Origin of the sequence: Erwinia mallotivora (genome assembly GCF_000590885.1) — a bacterium.
In the GTDB taxonomy this organism is placed as follows: domain Bacteria; phylum Pseudomonadota; class Gammaproteobacteria; order Enterobacterales; family Enterobacteriaceae; genus Erwinia; species Erwinia mallotivora.
On sequence record NZ_JFHN01000039.1, the window covers coordinates 1 to 17,590 of the forward strand.

The 17,590-nt window shown below is 49.5% G+C and carries 18 protein-coding genes, 1 other RNA gene, 2 pseudogenes and 1 other annotated feature; of the genes and pseudogenes, 10 read left to right on the top strand and 11 right to left on the bottom strand.

Annotated features, from left to right (window positions below; genetic code table 11):
- Positions 1 to 542: 542 nt before the first annotated feature.
- From clpB to rluD, 3 genes are all read right to left on the bottom strand, one after another.
- On the bottom strand, positions 543 to 3,128 hold the full coding sequence (clpB, locus tag BG55_RS07285) for an ATP-dependent chaperone ClpB (protein WP_200871604.1): 2,586 nt from the start codon (positions 3,126 to 3,128) through the stop codon (positions 543 to 545).
- 113 nt (positions 3,129 to 3,241) lie between these two features.
- Positions 3,242 to 3,970, bottom strand: a complete 729-nt coding sequence (gene yfiH / locus BG55_RS07290) for a purine nucleoside phosphorylase YfiH (RefSeq protein WP_034936005.1) — start codon at positions 3,968 to 3,970, stop codon at positions 3,242 to 3,244.
- Entirely contained in the window at positions 3,970 to 4,947 is a 978-nt protein-coding gene (gene rluD, locus BG55_RS07295) for a 23S rRNA pseudouridine(1911/1915/1917) synthase RluD (protein WP_034936006.1), read from the bottom strand. Before rluD ends, yfiH begins: the two co-directional genes overlap by 1 nt.
- Positions 4,948 to 5,077: 130 nt before the next feature.
- On the opposite strand from rluD, the gene bamD reads away from it, so the two are divergent.
- The 4 genes from bamD (at position 5,078) to pheA (ending at position 7,883) form a co-directional block, all read left to right on the top strand.
- On the top strand, positions 5,078 to 5,809 hold the full coding sequence (bamD, locus tag BG55_RS07300) for an outer membrane protein assembly factor BamD (protein WP_034936007.1): 732 nt from the start codon (positions 5,078 to 5,080) through the stop codon (positions 5,807 to 5,809).
- A gap of 335 nt (positions 5,810 to 6,144) precedes the next feature.
- Positions 6,145 to 6,477 carry a ribosome-associated translation inhibitor RaiA gene (gene raiA, locus BG55_RS07305; RefSeq protein WP_034936008.1) on the top strand — a complete coding sequence of 111 codons (333 nt, stop codon included), beginning with the start codon at positions 6,145 to 6,147 and terminating at the stop codon, positions 6,475 to 6,477.
- 97 nt (positions 6,478 to 6,574) lie between these two features.
- Positions 6,575 to 6,699 (top strand) — a sequence feature (Phe leader region).
- Complete coding sequence (locus BG55_RS22960) at positions 6,576 to 6,623, top strand: hypothetical protein (protein WP_200871605.1); 48 nt, start codon at positions 6,576 to 6,578, stop codon at positions 6,621 to 6,623. (Overlaps the previous feature by 48 nt.)
- Positions 6,700 to 6,722: 23 nt before the next feature.
- Positions 6,723 to 7,883, top strand: coding sequence for a bifunctional chorismate mutase/prephenate dehydratase (gene pheA, locus BG55_RS07310; protein ID WP_034936009.1), 1,161 nt, complete (start codon positions 6,723 to 6,725; stop codon positions 7,881 to 7,883).
- A gap of 336 nt (positions 7,884 to 8,219) precedes the next feature.
- Here the strand turns inward: pheA and grcA are convergent, their stop codons facing one another.
- A complete protein-coding gene (gene grcA / locus BG55_RS07315; RefSeq protein ID WP_034936010.1) occupies positions 8,220 to 8,603 on the bottom strand; it encodes an autonomous glycyl radical cofactor GrcA in 384 nt (127 codons plus the stop codon).
- A 283-nt stretch (positions 8,604 to 8,886) separates the two neighbouring features.
- On the opposite strand from grcA, the gene ung reads away from it, so the two are divergent.
- Positions 8,887 to 9,564, top strand: a complete 678-nt coding sequence (ung, locus tag BG55_RS07320) for a uracil-DNA glycosylase (protein WP_034936012.1) — start codon at positions 8,887 to 8,889, stop codon at positions 9,562 to 9,564.
- Between the two features lie 64 nt (positions 9,565 to 9,628).
- Here the strand turns inward: ung and grpE are convergent, their stop codons facing one another.
- Positions 9,629 to 10,210, bottom strand: a complete 582-nt coding sequence (gene grpE / locus BG55_RS07325; RefSeq protein ID WP_034936013.1) for a nucleotide exchange factor GrpE — start codon at positions 10,208 to 10,210, stop codon at positions 9,629 to 9,631.
- A 125-nt stretch (positions 10,211 to 10,335) separates the two neighbouring features.
- Here grpE and nadK point away from each other — a divergent pair, with 125 nt between their 5' ends.
- The 3 genes from nadK to bamE all read left to right on the top strand — a co-directional run bounded on the left by nadK (position 10,336) and on the right by bamE (position 13,464).
- Positions 10,336 to 11,214: an NAD(+) kinase gene (gene nadK / locus BG55_RS07330; RefSeq protein ID WP_034936032.1), complete on the top strand. Its 879-nt coding sequence runs from the start codon at positions 10,336 to 10,338 to the stop codon at positions 11,212 to 11,214.
- An 88-nt stretch (positions 11,215 to 11,302) separates the two neighbouring features.
- On the top strand, positions 11,303 to 12,964 hold the full coding sequence (gene recN / locus BG55_RS07335) for a DNA repair protein RecN (protein WP_034936014.1): 1,662 nt from the start codon (positions 11,303 to 11,305) through the stop codon (positions 12,962 to 12,964).
- Positions 12,965 to 13,116: 152 nt separating this feature from the next.
- Entirely contained in the window at positions 13,117 to 13,464 is a 348-nt protein-coding gene (gene bamE, locus BG55_RS07340; protein WP_034936017.1) for an outer membrane protein assembly factor BamE, read from the top strand.
- 63 nt (positions 13,465 to 13,527) lie between these two features.
- On the opposite strand, the gene BG55_RS07345 is transcribed toward bamE, so the two are convergent.
- Positions 13,528 to 13,815, bottom strand: a complete 288-nt coding sequence (locus BG55_RS07345) for an RnfH family protein (RefSeq protein ID WP_034936019.1) — start codon at positions 13,813 to 13,815, stop codon at positions 13,528 to 13,530.
- The gene (locus tag BG55_RS07350; RefSeq protein ID WP_034936021.1) at positions 13,808 to 14,242 is read right to left on the bottom strand and encodes a type II toxin-antitoxin system RatA family toxin; all 435 of its coding nucleotides are present in this window, start codon (positions 14,240 to 14,242) and stop codon (positions 13,808 to 13,810) included. The genes BG55_RS07345 and BG55_RS07350 overlap by 8 nt, the downstream gene beginning before the upstream one ends.
- Positions 14,243 to 14,401: 159 nt before the next feature.
- Between BG55_RS07350 and smpB the strand changes: the two genes are divergently transcribed.
- Both smpB and ssrA read left to right on the top strand, forming a co-directional pair.
- Complete coding sequence (gene smpB, locus BG55_RS07355) at positions 14,402 to 14,884, top strand: SsrA-binding protein SmpB (protein ID WP_034936023.1); 483 nt, start codon at positions 14,402 to 14,404, stop codon at positions 14,882 to 14,884.
- 49 nt (positions 14,885 to 14,933) lie between these two features.
- Positions 14,934 to 15,314: a transfer-messenger RNA gene (gene ssrA / locus BG55_RS21790) on the top strand.
- 123 nt (positions 15,315 to 15,437) lie between these two features.
- Here the strand turns inward: ssrA and BG55_RS21795 are convergent.
- The 4 genes and pseudogenes from BG55_RS21795 to BG55_RS07375 all read right to left on the bottom strand — a co-directional run.
- On the bottom strand, positions 15,438 to 15,656 hold the full coding sequence (locus BG55_RS21795; RefSeq protein WP_071994992.1) for an ogr/Delta-like zinc finger family protein: 219 nt from the start codon (positions 15,654 to 15,656) through the stop codon (positions 15,438 to 15,440).
- A 64-nt stretch (positions 15,657 to 15,720) separates the two neighbouring features.
- Positions 15,721 to 16,818: a phage late control D family protein gene (locus BG55_RS07365; protein WP_034936027.1), complete on the bottom strand. Its 1,098-nt coding sequence runs from the start codon at positions 16,816 to 16,818 to the stop codon at positions 15,721 to 15,723.
- Positions 16,815 to 17,299, bottom strand: a pseudogene (locus BG55_RS07370) (phage tail protein). The gene BG55_RS07365 and the pseudogene BG55_RS07370 overlap by 4 nt, the downstream one beginning before the upstream one ends.
- Positions 17,296 to 17,590 (bottom strand): annotated as a pseudogene (locus BG55_RS07375) (phage tail tape measure protein); the annotation flags it as partial. The pseudogenes BG55_RS07375 and BG55_RS07370, both read right to left, overlap by 4 nt.

Below are 17,590 nucleotides of genomic sequence, written 5' to 3' on the forward strand. Positions count from 1 at the left end.
AATTAAAAGTCTGATTTGCTTCAACTCGTGAAGCGGTGCTCAGGAAAAACCGTAATGAATTACGTGTTCACTCTGAGGCTTGATATTTTTTGCATCCGGAGATGCGGATATCAATCCTGTGAGTGCCCACACAGATTGTCTGATAAATTGTTAAAGAGCGGTGCAACCGGCAGCGCTGCTGCTGTTGCGAGGTGGCGTATATTACGCATCCCTCCTTCAGAGTCAACTTCTTTTTTAAGAGGCTTTCTCCGGCGGCTCAGCGTTGCTGAACCTCCTGACCCGCTGGCTTCTCAGCCGCTGTTCCGTGTCAGTGGTGGCGCATTATAGGGAGTTTCTGAGAGCTGACAAGCGCTGTTTTGAAAAAAAAATTCAACAGCTCAAAATTCATCCTGAATGGTGAAAATTAAGCCAGCGAGACATTTCATTAAGTTAAAGGAAGAAAACAAAGCACCGATGCTTTATGCGAACGGTGCTTCTCAGATATCACTACCCGGATTGATACAATGAAGAACCTGATGGAAAAAAACCATCCGGATTAATCATTATTGATGAGCGACAATTGCACCATTCTGTACATCCATTTCAATCAATTTTCCTGGCGTCAGACTACCGGAAAGGATCTGCTGAGCCAGTGGGTTCTCTATCTGTTGCTGGATAGCGCGTTTCAATGGCCTTGCGCCATAGACAGGATCATAGCCATTTTCACCCAACATTTGCAGCGCTTCGTCAGAAATGTGCAACGTATAACCGCGTTCTGCCAGGCGATCATACAGTCGCTGCAACTGAATTTTGGCTATTGATGCAATGTGTTTTTCACCCAATGGATGAAATACCACCAGCTCATCAATACGGTTGATAAACTCAGGGCGGAAATGTTGCCCAACCACGGCCATCACAACATCTTTCATTTCGGCGTAGCTAAGGGCACCGAAACGCTCCTGAATTAAATCAGATCCCAGATTCGAGGTCATAATCACCACGGTATTACGGAAATCTACCGTTCTGCCTTGCCCATCAGTGAGTCGTCCATCATCGAGAACCTGCAACAAAATATTGAAAACATCCGGATGCGCCTTTTCTACCTCATCCAGCAGGATCACTGAGTAAGGGCGGCGACGCACGGCTTCTGTCAGATATCCCCCTTCTTCATAGCCTACATACCCTGGAGGTGCCCCGACGAGACGCGAAACCGCATGTTTTTCCATGAACTCAGACATATCGAGGCGGACCATCGCATCATCACTGTCAAACAGGAAGTTAGCCAGCGCCTTACAAAGCTCAGTTTTACCGACCCCCGTAGGTCCAAGTAACAGGAATGAGCCAACCGGACGATTTGGATCGGCCAGTCCGGCACGGCTGCGTCTTATAGCATTGGAAACCGCAGTAACCGCTTCGTCCTGACCAATAACTCTTTTGTGCAGTTCCTGCTCCATACGTAATAATTTATCCCGCTCTCCCTCCATCATGCGGGCTACCGGGATCCCGGTCCATCGAGCCAGAACATCAGCAATTTCGATGTCTGTTACACGATTGCGTAGCAGGCGCATTGTCTTGCCTTCTGACTGAGTTGCTAAAGCGAGCTGTTTTTCCAGTTCAGGAATTTTTCCGTATTGCAGCTCCGACATTTGCGCCAAATCACCAGAACGACGTGCCTGCTCCAGCGATAATTTTGCCTGTTCCAGCTCAGCCTTTATTGTCTGAGTACCTGATAAAGAGGCTTTTTCCGCTTTCCACTCTTCTTCCAGCTCAGAATAATCCCGCTCCTTTTGCGTCAGCTCGCTTTCCAGCATATCGAGGCGCTTAATACTGGCTTCATCCGATTCCTTTTTGAGTGCCTGCTGTTCCAGCTTGAGCTGAATTATGCGGCGCTCAAGACGATCCAGAGATTCCGGTTTCGAGTCAATCTGCATACGAATACTGGAAGCCGCTTCATCAATCAGGTCGATGGCTTTATCAGGTAACTGACGATCGGCAATATAGCGGTGCGATAATGTAGCCGCAGCAACGATCGCCGGATCGGTAATTTGTACATGGTGGTGTAATTCGTAACGTTCTTTCAAACCGCGTAAAATGGCGATAGTGTCTTCCACGCCCGGCTCAGCAACGAAAACTTTCTGGAAACGACGCTCAAGGGCAGCATCCTTTTCAATATATTGACGGTATTCGTCCAGCGTGGTGGCGCCCACGCAGTGCAATTCGCCACGCGCTAAAGCGGGTTTGAGCATATTTCCTGCATCCATCGCTCCGTCGGCTTTACCTGCACCAACCATGGTGTGCAGCTCATCGATAAACAGAATAACGTTGCCTTCCTGCTTAGAAAGATCATTAAGTACGCCTTTCAGACGCTCTTCAAACTCACCGCGATATTTAGCACCAGCCACCAGTGCCCCCATATCCAGAGCCAGCACGCGCCGGCCTTTCAGGCCTTCCGGCACCTCGCCATTGATAATTCGCTGAGCAAGGCCTTCAACAATGGCCGTTTTTCCCACCCCGGGTTCACCAATCAGCACGGGATTATTTTTGGTTCGCCGTTGCAATACCTGGATGGTGCGACGGATCTCTTCATCGCGACCAATAACCGGATCCAGTTTGCCCATCTCTGCCCTTTCGGTCAGATCGATGGTGTATTTTTTTAATGCCTGCCGCTGATCTTCAGCCCCCTGATCGTTCACGTTTTCTCCCCCACGCATCTGTTCTACAGCCCGTGTCAGGTTTTCACTGGTTGCACCCGCAGATTTCAGCAAATCCGCCAGCGAGCCACGCGAGTCGAGGGCTGCCAGAACAAACAGCTCAGATGAGATAAAATTGTCGGCGCGTTTTTGCGCCAACTTGTCACAAAGATTAAGTACGCGGACTAAATCGGCAGAAGGCTGGACATCGCCATCACTTCCTTCCACCTGAGGTAGCCGGGAGATAGCCTGTTGCACACTGCTGTTAAGTGAGGCCACATCAACACCAGCGGTGGTAAGCAGAGGCCGGACGGATCCGCCATCCTGACTGAGAAGTGCACTCATCAGATGGAGAGGTTCGATAAACTGGTTGTCGTGCCCGAGAGCCAGAGACTGGGCATCAGCGAGAGCAAGCTGGAATTTATTAGTAAGACGGTCCAGACGCATAATTTCCCCCATTCAGGTCAAATTGCTACTGGAGATTAAATGAGGTCGTCCCTCAAATTTTCAAGTTAATGACCCGAACATTTTGGCGAAAAATACATCAATCCGGACCGTCTTATGGCGACAGGTTATATCAGCCAGATGAAACTTGCCATACGGCCAGTGACACCATCGCGTCGGAAAGAGAAAAATTGCTGCCATTCTGACACGGTGCAAAGCCCGCCACCCGTTATATTCCGCACACCTTTGCGGGCAAGTCGGATGCGAGCCAGTTGCCAGATATCGGCATAATATTTTTCGCCAGCAGGACGAAATGCCGCGCCAGAGGTTAAATCTTGTGCCAGAAAAGCATCGCGCACCTCAGGTCCAACTTCAAAAGCAGTTGGCCCGATGGCGGGCCCCAGCCAGGCAAATACATCTTGTGGAGGCGCGTTAAAAGCATCCAGCGTGGCCTCCAGAACACCAGCACACAATCCACGCCATCCTGCATGGGCTGCGGCAACTTCTTTACCGTCTCGTGAGCAAAACAGCACTGGCAGACAGTCCGCGGTCATTACCGCACACACCACCCCACGCTCACGTGTGTATGCGGCATCAGCCTGCAATGAATCTGACTGTCCCGCCTTTATGTGAAGCACCCGGACACCATGAACCTGCTCCAGCCAGACTGGCATAGCAGGTAATTTTCCCTGCATCACCAGACGTTGGCGGTTTAACTGCACATCCTCCGGGTTATCGCCCACATGCGCTCCCAGATTAAGCGCATCCCATGGCGGACAGCTGACGCCGCCCGCACGTGTGGTCGATGCTGCCCGCACGTCAGCCGGCGCATGCCATTGAGGGATAATAAGATTCATTACCAGTCCAGTTGATCTTTAAACTCTTCGGTATCAGCTTTCAATGCCGCGATCAGGTCAACCATATCCTGCGGCAATGGTGCATGCCATTCCATTTCAATACCGGTAATTGGATGGTACAGACGCAACATTGTGGCATGCAGCGCCTGACGATCAAATTTGCGCAAAACAGAGATGAAACTGTCAGAGGCACCTTTCGGAGGACGTGGGCGGCCGCCATAAAGAGGATCACCCACCAGCGGATGATTAATGTGCGCCATATGAACACGAATCTGGTGCGTGCGCCCCGTTTCCAGCCGTAGCCGCAGACGTGTGTGAGCACGAAAATGCTCCATAATGCGATAGTGCGTAGTGGCTGGTTTTCCCATTGGATGTACAGACATATGGGTCCGTTTGGTGGAATGACGGCTAATCGGTTCGTTCACCGTGCCCCCCGCAGTCATCCTGCCAATTGCAACCGCTTCATACTCTCGCGTAATCTCACGTAATTGCAGCGACTCCACAAGATGCGTCTGAGCTGGCACTGTTTTGGCTACAACCATCAGGCCGGAAGTATCTTTATCCAGGCGATGTACTATTCCCGCTCTGGGGACATCGCGAATAGCAGGATAGAGATGAAGCAAGGCATTCAGCACCGTTCCATCAGGATTGCCTGCGCCCGGATGCACCACCAGATCACGAGGCTTATTGATAACCAGAATGTCATCATCCTCATAAACCACATTCAGTGGAATGTCCTGTGCTTCCCAGCGTACATCCTCTTCAATCTCCGCGTTGATAGCGACGTGTTCGCCACCGAGCACTTTTTCTTTAGGTTTATCAATAATTGCGCCATTCACTTCGACGCGACGGTCAAGAATCCACTCTTTTATGCGAGATCTTGAATAATCCGGGAACAATTCGGCCAAAGCCTGATCTAAGCGTTGTCCGAGTTGCGACTCGGAGACCGTTGCGTTGAGTTTTACTTGTTGTGCCATAAACAGCTTCTTCGTTAACGTTGGGTTTTCACGGCAATGCCGTTTAATATAATGTGCTATTGTACCTGGTCACTATCGGGAGCTATATGGACAGCTTCCTGAATAACACTCTGAGGATAATCAAATCGTCATGACGCGTATGAAATATCTGGTGGCTGCAGCCACGTTGAGCCTGGCATTAGCGGGTTGTTCCGGCTCGAAGGATACGGTGCCCGATAGCCCGCCTTCTGAGATTTATGCCACTGCCCAGCAAAAACTGCAGGACGGTAACTTTAAAGGAGCAATAACGCAACTGGAAGCACTCGACAACCGCTATCCGTTCGGACCTTACTCCCAGCAAGTTCAGTTGGACCTGATCTACGCTTACTACAAAAATGCCGATTTGCCGCTGGCGCAGGCCGCAATTGACCGCTTTATGCGTCTGAATCCAACCCATCCAAACATTGATTACGTTATTTACATGCGTGGTCTGACTGACATGGCGCTTGATGACAGCGCATTACAGGGCTTTTTTGGTATTGATCGTTCCGATCGCGATCCCACTCACGCACGTGATGCTTTCCATGACTTCTCTCAGTTGCTGCGTGGCTATCCAAACAGCCAGTACGCGACAGATGCAAGAAAACGTCTGGTATACCTGAAAGATCGCCTGGCAAAGTATGAATTATCCGTTGCGCAATTCTACACTAAGCGCGGAGCTTATGTTGCCGTCGTCAACCGGGTAGAACAAATGATGAAAGACTATCCCGATACACAGGCTACTCGCAAAGCCCTGCCTTTAATGGAAAATGCTTACCGCCAGCTACAGCTAAACGCCGAAGCGGAGAAAGTGGCAAAAATTATCGCGCTGAACAAAGCATGATATAAGTAAGCCAGTGGGTTGACTAATGTAATGCCATTCAGATGCGGATGGCATTCTTACTCTGACCACACTTAACTACAAAAAAAGCAGCCACTGGCTGCTTTTTTCCCCTCAGACAGAGCATCAGCTATACCCTTCTTCCTGAGTCAACTTACCCATAATGCACTGCAATGTTCTGTCCTACAAGGCCAGAGCCTCCAATTATCAGCAGATCTCGCAAATTTTGTATGCTTGACAAAAAGTGACAAAAAAATGCGATCTGAATCATACATTTCCTCCTTTTTGCGGGTATGCTGAATCTACATTCGACGGAAATGACAGAGAGGTAGGCATATATGGTTCTGAACATTACCAGCAAGCAAATGGAAATCACTCCGGCTATCCGCCAGCATGTCGAAGATCGTCTTGCCAAACTTGAAAAATGGCAAACTCATCTGATCAATCCTCACATTGTTCTTTCGAAAGAACCGAAAGAATTTGTCGCCGATGCGACCATCAACACACCTAATGGTCCCCTCGTAGCCAGCGCCAAACATGATGATATGTACACGGCTATCAATGAACTTATCAATAAACTCGAACGCCAGCTGAACAAAGTTCAGCATAAAGGTGAGGCGCGACGCGCAGCAGCCAGCGTGAAGGATCTTAGCGTTGTAGACGAAGAATAACCTGATAAAATGGGATAACGCGCCTCAGGGCGCGTTTTTTATTGACAGAAAGAATTTGCAGCGGTTACTTTAAGCACTCAGGTACTATGGACATTATTATGAAAAAACAGCTGTTTTTCTTCGCATTCTTTTTTACCTTCCCCTGACCGGGAGGCTATTCGTCATTTAAGTAAGAATGCGAAGACGAACAACTAAGCCTCCCCAGCGGGAGGCTTTTTTTTTATGAACATCTGACAGGTAGCACTATGACCGATGAAAATCCTTTGCTGAGCCTGCGTGAAAAGATCAGCGCACTGGATACCAGACTACTGGACTTACTGGCCAGTCGCCGGAAACTGGCAATTGAGGTGGCGACAGCTAAAATGGCCACACATCGCCCTATTCGCGACATTGAGCGAGAAAGGGAGCTTCTGGAAAACCTCATAATACAAGCCAAAGCGCACAATCTGAATGCACACTACATCACCCGTCTCTTCCAACTGATTATTGAAGACTCAGTTTTAACCCAGCAGGCTTTACTGCAAAAACACCTGAATAAAACCTGTGCGCATTCGGCGCGTATTGCCTTCCTTGGTCCCAAAGGTTCTTACTCCCACCTGGCATCACGTCAGTATGCAACCCGCCACTTTGATAATGTTATTGAAAGCGGATGCCTGAACTTTCGTGATATTTTTAGCCAGGTAGAAACGGGGCAGGCAGACTATGCAGTTCTGCCAATCGAAAACACCAGCTCAGGTTCAATTAATGAGGTTTATGACCTGCTACAGCAAACCAGTTTGTCCATTGTCGGTGAAATGACCATCCCAATTGACCACTGTGTACTGGTTTCTGACACTACCGATCTGGCACAAATCGACACGGTTTACAGCCATCCTCAGCCTTTTCAACAATGCAGCCTGTTTATTCATCGCTATCCGCACTGGAAAATTGAATATACCGAAAGTACCGCAGCGGCAATGGAGAAAGTCGCCACTCTGAATTCACCAAAGGTGGCCGCGCTGGGTAGTGAAGCTGGCGGTAATTTGTATGGATTACAGGTGTTGGAACGAGGTCTGGCAAACCAGAAACACAATTTCACCCGCTTCATTGTTCTCGCCCGTAAACCCGTCGAAGTCACACAGCAAGTTCCGGCAAAAACCACACTGATCATGGCAACAGGTCAACAAGCAGGTGCACTGGTAGAAACGCTTCTGGTGTTGCAAAAGCATAATCTGCCAATGAGCAAACTGGAATCACGTCCTATTAATGGCAACCCGTGGGAAGAGATGTTTTACATTGATTTTCAGGGTAATTTGCGCAGCGAAGCGGTACAGCAGGCTTTGCGCGAACTGGCTACTATCACCCGTTCACTCAAGGTACTTGGCTGCTACCCGAGCGAAAACATTGTTCCTGCCGATCAGGAATAAACCCCGCTCAGCCGTCTTCGCGGCGGCTGTCTGCGGTTTAGCGGAGATATTTCCCAGGCATCAAAAAATAATTACCCGCCAATGAAGCCTGGTAAAAAACAGTAATGCACATTCAAATAATTACTCATACCGAACGCCTCTCCACCAACAATGATATGAGACAGCTTCTGACTTGAGAGATGACAACGTCAGTTAACGGAACCATTAATGTCTGCCAGATCCTTCAATTCGATATATGTATCTGGCACAGCGAAGTTGAATCCCCTGCTACTCTGCCGCTATACGAGATTGCACCAGCCGTAAAAGATTAATGATTCCGTTGTTATTTCGGCGATATTAAAGACTTTCAGTAAAAGTACGAGCGATAACATCCCGCTGCTGTTCAGGGGTCAAAGAATTAAAACGCACGGCATATCCGGAAACACGGATAGTCAGTTGTGGATATTTCTCAGGATGTTTAACGGCATCCTCCAGTGTTTCACGCCGCAGAACATTCACATTCAGATGTTGACCACCTTCAACACGCACCTGAGGTTTCACCTCCAGAGGAACTTCGCGATATTCAAACTTGCCAAGCTGATCGACAGGCACAATCTGGTCTTCACTATATTCTGCTTTAGCACAAACACAGCGAGCTTCATTTTTCTCATCATCAAGCAGCCAGAATGAATTCAGCAATGCAGCATTGGTTGCTTTGGTAATTTGAACTCCGGTAATCATGTTATGCCTCCCAGGCTATTCAGTGCTGAAATGATCAGCGAGTTAAATCAGGTGAAAACTCAAACCGTATCAGAGCTGTATATCAGCATGAGAAAAGGATGATTTTGATCTGAATCAATCACGCCTACGCATTGAGAGTTGCCCGACGATCAACTTTTTGATTTGACTCAATTTTCACAACCGCTTCGCTAAAAATAATTTTGTAAATTTCAATTTTATTTTAATTTTGCGCCGCCAGGAATCCGCGTTAAGCTACGGTCTGGTTACCCCTAAGGAGGCAGAAATGGTCAATGCGCTGACCTGGCACGATGTGCTGGCACAGGAAAAAGAAAAATCTTACTTCATCGAAACGCTGGCATCGGTAGCAAAAGAACGGGCCGCAGGCAAAACAGTTTATCCACCGCAAAAAGACGTTTTTAACGCTTTTCGTCTGACCGAGCTGGGTAAGGTAAAAGTTGTGATCCTGGGCCAGGACCCCTACCACGGCCCGAATCAGGCGCATGGCTTATCTTTTTCCGTTCTGCCGGGCATTGCCGTGCCTCCTTCGCTGCTCAATATCTATAAGGAACTGGAAACAGATATTCCCGGCTTCAAACGCCCCGATCACGGTTTTCTGGAAAGCTGGGCCAGACAGGGGGTAATGTTGCTCAATACAGTTCTGACAGTGGAAGGCGGTCATGCACACTCGCATGCACGTTTTGGCTGGGAAACCTTCACTGATAATGTAATAGCCGCCATTAATCAGCATCGTGAAGACGTCGTGTTCTTATTGTGGGGTTCTCACGCACAGAAAAAGGGAGCCATCATCGACAGAAAGCGCCATTGTGTATTGCAGGCCCCTCACCCATCGCCTTTATCTGCTCATCGGGGATTTTTTGGCTGCGCCCACTTTTCAAAAACCAACCAGTGGCTGGTTGAACATGGTGAACAGCCGGTAGACTGGAAACCCGTGTTGCCATAACAAAGCGGGTGGGTCAGGGTTTAACACTGATGAAACCGGCATTAAACCCTGAAAAGGCGAGCGATCAGGCTTTAGCTTTGGATACCGCCACCATTGCAGGACGCAACAAGCGACCATTCAGTGTGTAACCACGCTGCATTACCATCAAAACGTGATTCGGTGCCACATCGGCGGATTCCATCATCGACATAGCCTGATGAATGTCCGGATTAAAAGGAACGTTAATATCCTCGACAACCTGAACACCAAACTTACCTACTGCGCCCAGCAGTGATTTCAGAGTCAGATCAATTCCTTCAACCATAGCGGTAAGTTCAGGATTTTCTTTGTCTGCGACTTCCAGCGCACGTTCCAGGCTATCAATCACCGGCAGCAGCTCATTAGCAAATTTTTCCAAAGCAAATTTGTGTGCTTTTTCTACATCCTGTTCGGTACGGCGGCGAATATTTTCAATTTCTGCCTGCGCACGAAGTTGTGCTTCACGTACACCGCCCTGAGCCTGTGCCAGTTCAGCTTCTAATGTAGCAATACGCTCGTCACGCAGATCCACGCCTTCAGTTGTCTCCGCTTCCTGTTGTTGCGCCTGCGCCATCTCCATATCGTCTGAGACTTGCTCGTTTGGTGTGTTCTGTTCTTTACTGCTCATGAAATTCTCCGCGTTTGTGCACATTCATCTCGCTGGTTCGCTTATTATGGGGATCAGAATTGCGGTTTCAAGTGAACCCATCACATTGTCTGAGGTAGTTTACCTTAACGAGGAACACCAGCATGATGAACAATCATTTCAATTGCATTGGTATTGTGGGACATCCACGCCACCCCACTGCGCTGACCACTCATGAGATGCTCTACCGCTGGCTGACGGCTAAAGGATATCTGGTGATCATTGAGCAGCAGATTGCCCGAGAGCTGAACCTTTCTGACGTTGCAACCGGAACTCTGGCTGAAATCGGCCAACGTGCCGATCTCGCCGTCGTGGTGGGTGGTGATGGAAATATGCTGGGTGCCGCTCGCGTGCTTGCGCGCTACGATATTAAAGTCATTGGTATCAACCGGGGAAATTTGGGCTTTCTCACCGATCTCGACCCTGACAATGCTCAACAACAACTGGCAGACGTACTGGAAGGCAAATACATCACCGAAAGCCGTTTTTTACTGGAAGCACAGGTCTGCCGCCAGGGACGAGAGCCAAGAATTGGTACCGCAATAAATGAAGTGGTGCTGCATCCCGGCAAAGTCGCTCATATGATTGAGTTTGAAGTGTATATTGATGAAACTTTTGCATTTTCACAGCGCTCTGATGGTTTGATCATCTCAACACCAACCGGTTCTACTGCCTACTCACTCTCTGCGGGGGGCCCTATTCTCACTCCCTCCCTCGACGCAATAGCAATTGTGCCGATGTTTCCGCATACGCTCTCAGCCCGTCCTTTGGTTATCAACAGTAGCAGTACTATCCGACTACGCTTCTCTCACATGCGCAGCGATCTGGAAGTCAGCTGTGACAGTCAGATTGCCCTGCCCATTCAGGAGGGCGAAGATGTGCTGATTCGCAGAAATGATGATCACCTTAATCTCATCCATCCACAAAATTATAATTATTTCAACACATTAAGTTCCAAGCTTAACTGGTCAAAAAAATTGTTTTGAAAATCAACGCCAGCCACTTTACTGGTTATAAAACCAGTATATACTGTATGAAAAATCATATCTGTGCATTCATACAGGAATATTCATTATGCTGGCACAACTGACCATCAGTAATTTTGCGATTGTTCGTGAACTTGAAATCGACTTTCAACGCGGCATGACAGCAATCACCGGCGAAACAGGAGCCGGTAAATCGATTGCAATTGATGCGTTGAGTTTGTGTCTGGGAAGTCGTGCAGAAGCAGACATGGTGCGCCGTGGAGCCACCAGAGCTGACATCTGTGCCAGTTTCACCCTCAAAGACACCCCAGCGGCTTTACAATGGCTGGCTGCTAATGAACTTGATGAAGGCAGCGAATGCCTGTTACGCCGCGTAATCAGCAGCGATGGCCGCTCGCGAAGCTTCATTAATGGCACTGCCGTTCCTCTTTCACAACTTCGTGAACTTGGTCAGTTGCTTATTCAGATTCATGGCCAACACGCCCACCAACTACTGCTTAAGCCTGAACATCAAAAGAACTTGCTGGATGGTTATGCGGGTGAAAATATGCTGTTGCAGGAAATGGCTGACAGCTACCGCCAGTGGAATCAGAGCTGCCGTTTGCTGGCACAGCATCAGCAACTGTCACAGGAGCGTGAAGCCCGCCGTGAGCTGTTGCAATATCAGTTGAAAGAACTCAATGAATTTGCCCCACAGTTGGGTGAATACGAGTCCATTGATGAAGAGTACAAACGGCTGGCTAACAGCGGGCAACTGTTATCCACCAGCCAGCAAGCGCTGATGCTACTGGCTGATGGCGAGGACAGCACCCTGCAAAATCAGCTCTATATTACCCAACAAATGCTGAGTGAACTGGTCGGCATGGATAATAAACTTAGCGGGATTTGTACCCTGCTTGATGAGGCTGCAATACAAATCAGTGAAGCCAGCGATGAGCTTCGCCATTACTGCGAACATCTTGATTTGGATCCTAACCGGTTGTATGAACTGGAACAACGCCTGTCACGGCAGATTAGCCTGGCACGCAAGCATCACATTACACCGGAAGAACTCCCGGGCTTTCATCAGCAATTGTTGCAGGAGCAGGAACTGCTCAATCAGCAGGAAAGCGACCAGGAAAATCTGGCACAAATTGCCGCTCAACATCATCATCTCGCGCTGAACCATGCAAAAACGCTGCACCAGCGCCGCGTTCACTATGCACAGGAACTGAGCCAGTTGATTGGCGAAAGTATGCATGCACTGTCAATGCCGCATGGACAGCTTGGCATCGAGATCGTTTTCAATCCCGATCAGCTTACAGCGGAAGGCGCAGACCGCATTGATTTTCGGGTCAGCACCAATCCCGGTCAGCCACTTCAACCTCTGTCAAAAGTAGCCTCCGGGGGTGAACTTTCACGTATCGCGCTGGCGATCCAGGTCATTACCGCACGTAAAATGGATACCCCAGCACTGATTTTTGATGAAGTTGATGTGGGCATAAGCGGACCAACCGCAGCGGTAGTCGGGAAGATGCTGCGGCAGTTGGGTGAGTCTACCCAGGTAATGTGTGTCACCCATCTGCCACAGGTTGCGGGTTGCGGTAATCATCATTTCTTCGTCAGTAAAGAGACGGATGGTGAGATGACAGAAACGCATATGCGGCCTCTTGATAAACGAGCCCGCCTGCGGGAGCTCGCACGTTTGCTAGGTGGAAGTGAAGTGACTCGTAACGCACTGGCAAATGCCAAAGAGCTTTTAGCTGCCTGATGTTGCACTTTTTAAGGCAGCTGTGGTCATAAGCTTAATTCGCAGAGGTTTAAAACTGCGGAAAGGTTTATTATCATCGACTTCTTATGCTGTTATCGTCGTCACTGTTCGATGCAGCCAGATTGTTGGCCTTAAAAGGAATATAGATACTTATGCGCTGTAAAACGCTGACTGCTGCTGCGGTGGTTCTTCTAATGATGACTACAGGATGTTCCACTCTGGAGCGTGTGGTTTATCGGCCAGACATCAATCAGGGTAACTATCTTGTTGCAAACGACGTTTCTAAAATTCATACCGGAATGACGCAACAGCAGGTGGCTTATACGCTGGGAACCCCGATGATGCGTGACCCGTTTGGGAGCAACGTCTGGTATTACGTTTTCCGTCAGGAACCAGGACATGAACCTGTCACTCAGCAGACGCTGACGCTAACTTTTGACAGTAACGGTAAGCTGACTAACATCGATAACAAACCCAATCTGACCAGCAAAAAAGGCTGATTTTTACGATAAAGCTGATGAATGGCGGGGAAAAATCAGGAACGATAAGGCGCAGAAAGCGCCTTATTTTTTGCTCGCTCGCTCAGCACGCTGACGGCGCAGATCTTTTGGATCTGCCAGCAAAGGACGATAGATTTCAATTCGATCGCCGCTGTGAACCTCATCGTGAAGTTTTACCGGGCGACTGAATATTCCTACTTTGTTGCTGGAAAGATCGATTTCGCTTCTTAATTCGAGAAGTCCGGATAGTTTAATCGCCTGCTCAATGGTGCAGCCCTCCGCCACATTGACTGTAAGCTGATACTGTTTCTCCGGAAGAGCATAAACAACTTCGACCACGATATCAGGCACTGTAGACCTCTTTAGCCCGAAGGGTAAAAGCCTGAACCATGCTACTGGCAAGCTCTTTAAAGACCCTTCCAAAAGCCATTTCCACTAACAGATTGGTAAATTCGAACTCAAGATTCAGCTCAACTTTACATGCTTCTTCACTTAACGCAGTAAATATCCAGCCACCTGTCAGTTTGCGGAACGGCCCTTCGACCAGCTGCATATGTATGCTTTGATTGTTGGTCAATGTGTTACGGGTTACAAAAGTTTTGCTGATACCTGCTTTTGAGACGTCCACTGATGCTGTCATTTGTTGTTCACTGGCTTCAAGAACACGGCTACCAGTACAGCCAGGAAGAAACTCCGGGTAAGCATCAACATCATTTACCAACCTGAACATTTGCTCTGCACTGTAAGGAACCAAAGCCGAGCGACTAATCTGAGACATAACATTTCCTGTTAATCTTAAAACTTTCCGATTGTAACATTGCCGGGGATCAAACAAAAATTCTCAGCCGTCTGTGTTCTGCTAGAATAGCGATTTTCCCTGCCGCGGTTGTTACAGGGGATGCCATCAATCATTGCTTCATGTAGACTAAGTTGCACTATGACAAAGAAAAAAGCACATAAACCCGGTTCAGCCACCATTGCCATGAATAAGCGAGCCCGCCATGAATACTTCATTGAGGAAGAATTCGAAGCCGGGCTTTCGTTACAGGGATGGGAAGTCAAATCATTACGTGCAGGTAAAGCCAATATCAGCGACAGCTATATTTTGCTCCGTGATGGTGAAGCTTACCTGTTCGGCTCTACTTTTCAGGCGTTGACCGTAGCGTCCTCACATGTGGTTTGCGACCCCACTCGCAACCGTAAATTATTGTTAAATCAACGCGAGCTGGATTCATTGTATGGTCGTGTAAACCGCGAAGGTTATACCATAGTGGCATTGTCACTCTACTGGAAAAATGCCTGGGCCAAGCTAAAAATCGGCGTTGCCAAAGGCAAAAAAGAGCATGACAAACGCGATGATATTAAAGAAAGAGAGTGGAAATTAGACAAAGCACGTATTATGAAACACGCCAATCGCTAAGCCACTGGTGTAATGGCAGGTTTTTCTGTATAGTGCTTTTCCAGTACCTGGGGCTGATTCTGGATTCGACGGGATTTGCGAAGCCCAAGGAGCATGCCGAGGGGCGGTTGGCCTCGTTAAAAGCCGCAAAAAAATAGTCGCAAACGACGAAAACTACGCACCTGCTGCAATCGCAGCTTAATCAGCCTAAGAAACTGAAGGTGTCCTCTCTCCCTAGCCTCCGCTCTTAGGACGGGGATCAAGATAGGTCAAACCCAAAAGAGATCGCGTGGATGCCCTGCCTGGGGTTGAAGCGTTAAATCCAATCAGGCTAGTTTGTTAGTGGCGTGTCCGTTCGCAGCTAACCAGCGAATGTAATAACTGGACTAAGCATGTAGTGCCGACGGTGTAGTAATTTCGGACGGGGGTTCAAATCCCCCCAGCTCCACCAATTAAAACAAGGGGTTACGTAAAAACGTAGCCCCTTTTTGTTGGGTATTGGCGGCAAAATGGCGACGGAGTTTTTCTCAATTTCTTACAGACATAAAAAAACCCGCCTGCTGCGGGTCATTTACTAAAGCCAAAGCGCACCTTGCTGATGTCTGTTTTGGTGAGGTGGCACAGGGTTGATTGCTCCCGGCTTAGTGATGATTGTTACAACCGTTTCAAGCGACTTAAACGTGCAACTACAGTTAATATTCTGGCACTGGTTGTATCTCTCTTTGGTGTCTTTAGAGATTTGTTGGCTACTTCTGGTATGTGCAGCGTGACCGCACACCGGGCAATTCATCATTATCAATCCCTCAGCATCCCATTTTGGGAACAAAATATCACTATCAAGACCTTTCAGAAAGCTCTTATTCCATCTCAAGCGAATCAATTTTGACTTCCAGTTCAATACTGGTAGTAAAGCCACTGTCCGCGCTCAGGTTGTGAGTCAGGGTTGTGATAATCCATTCCCCCGCGTCAATTGCCTGCTTGAATCCACTAACCTTAACCGGCATTTCCGTATAGAGATCGGCACGCCCGCGCGCAAGCTGGACTGAGAAAGTTGCCACACCACGCTGAAGTCGTTCCCATTTCATTTTTGCTGCACGTTCAGCGTTTGCCCGGTTGGCATAGGTGCGACTGAGAACCAGCACGTTTTCATCTGTCCCGATCAGGTAGTCGCCCTGTTTCGCCTCCGGCTCTTTCTTTTTCTTCGTTTTCCTGCGCCTGCGCTTCACTTTCACCACCGGCTTTTTCGTCGGTTCGCGGGTATGCAGCCAGCTGGCGATAACACCCGTATAAGCATCACGATCAGCAAGGGTAAACCGGTGGCCGTCACCGTCCTTACGCTGAAGGGTGATAACCGGCAATGCTTTACCGCTCGCGGTCCTGCCCTGCCCCTGTCTGATAAACAGCAGGTTGCCATTCTTCACGCAGGCAACTGCGCCACACTGCTGCGCCAGCCGCATCATAAAGCTGGCGTCTGATTCGTTAGTCTGATCGAGGTGGTCAATCTCCATTTTTGCCACATCATCACCCAGCGCGGGCAACAGCTTGTGCCGCCCGGCAATGTCTTTGACGATTTCGCCCACGCTGGTTTTATGCCAGGACTTCTCGCGCTTTATATTCAGCGTCTGGCGAAAGTCGGCACTGCGGGCGCGCAGCACAAGACGGTCAGGCGTGCCGGTGTGTTCGATTTCATCCACCGTAAAGGTGCCTTTCGGAAAAAGCGCCTCATCTTTCCAGCCGAGCGCCAGCGACAGCGAAACACCCCGACGCGGCAGCATCAGCTGGCCGTCCGCATCGTCCAGTTCAATATCCAGCTGATCCGCCTCAAAGCCCCGGTTATCGGTCAGCGTCAGGCTTAACAGCCGTTTCTCCAGCGTCTGCGTAATGTCAGCGCCTTCAAGCGTCAACCGGAAAGCGGGCGCATTCGTCTGCCCGTTAATCCACTGGTTTGCCATCATGAGAAAAGCCCTCCCGCTGCGGCGGTCAGCTTACCGGCGGCGGTAGTGCCGCACTCTGCATGGCGGAAAGCTGATCGCTGAGGCTGCCAAACATTTCTCCCAGCGACTCATCGGTGCGCTTCAGCGTGAGCGTAAACTCAATGCGGCGACAGACGCCGCTGCTGAAAAACTCCGCTTTGGTCTGGCTCAGGCTCTCAATGACAAACATCCCGTAAATGGTGCCACTCCCCTCAATCAGCGGCCATGCGCGCCCCAACTCGGCTATCTGCTCCAGCGCGAACAGCGACAGCCTGCCGCCGGTTATCTCCGGCAGCAGCACGCCGGAAAGCGTCAGCGTGTCGTTATCCGGCCCCAAAAACTGTAGCGAGGGGCGCACACCCACCCGGCTGCTGGATGGAAACCGCCAGCTGCGCTGCAACTGTAGTTCCTGATACGGGACTGTTTTCAGCATAAAAACGAACATCCCCAGCGTCATCATCATTCCTCAAATCCTCCCCTGTCGCGGTAACTGCTGCGGACGCGTGCCTGTGCCTGCCGTTCTTTTGCTTCAAGTCTGCGCATCACCTCATCAACCAGATCCTGCTGACTCTGGCCGGGCTGCTGTACGATGGTGAATGAAGCGTGGATCTGTGGGGCGCTGCCGGTCTGGCCGCTGCTGATGCGCGGAACTTCCTGCCGTGTAACCTGTACAGGCAGGCTCATCGGGTGCAGCGGTGCGGCCGTGGCAGGGGCTGCTGCTGCGCCGAGCGCTGAGACGGCCATCGCGGCCAGC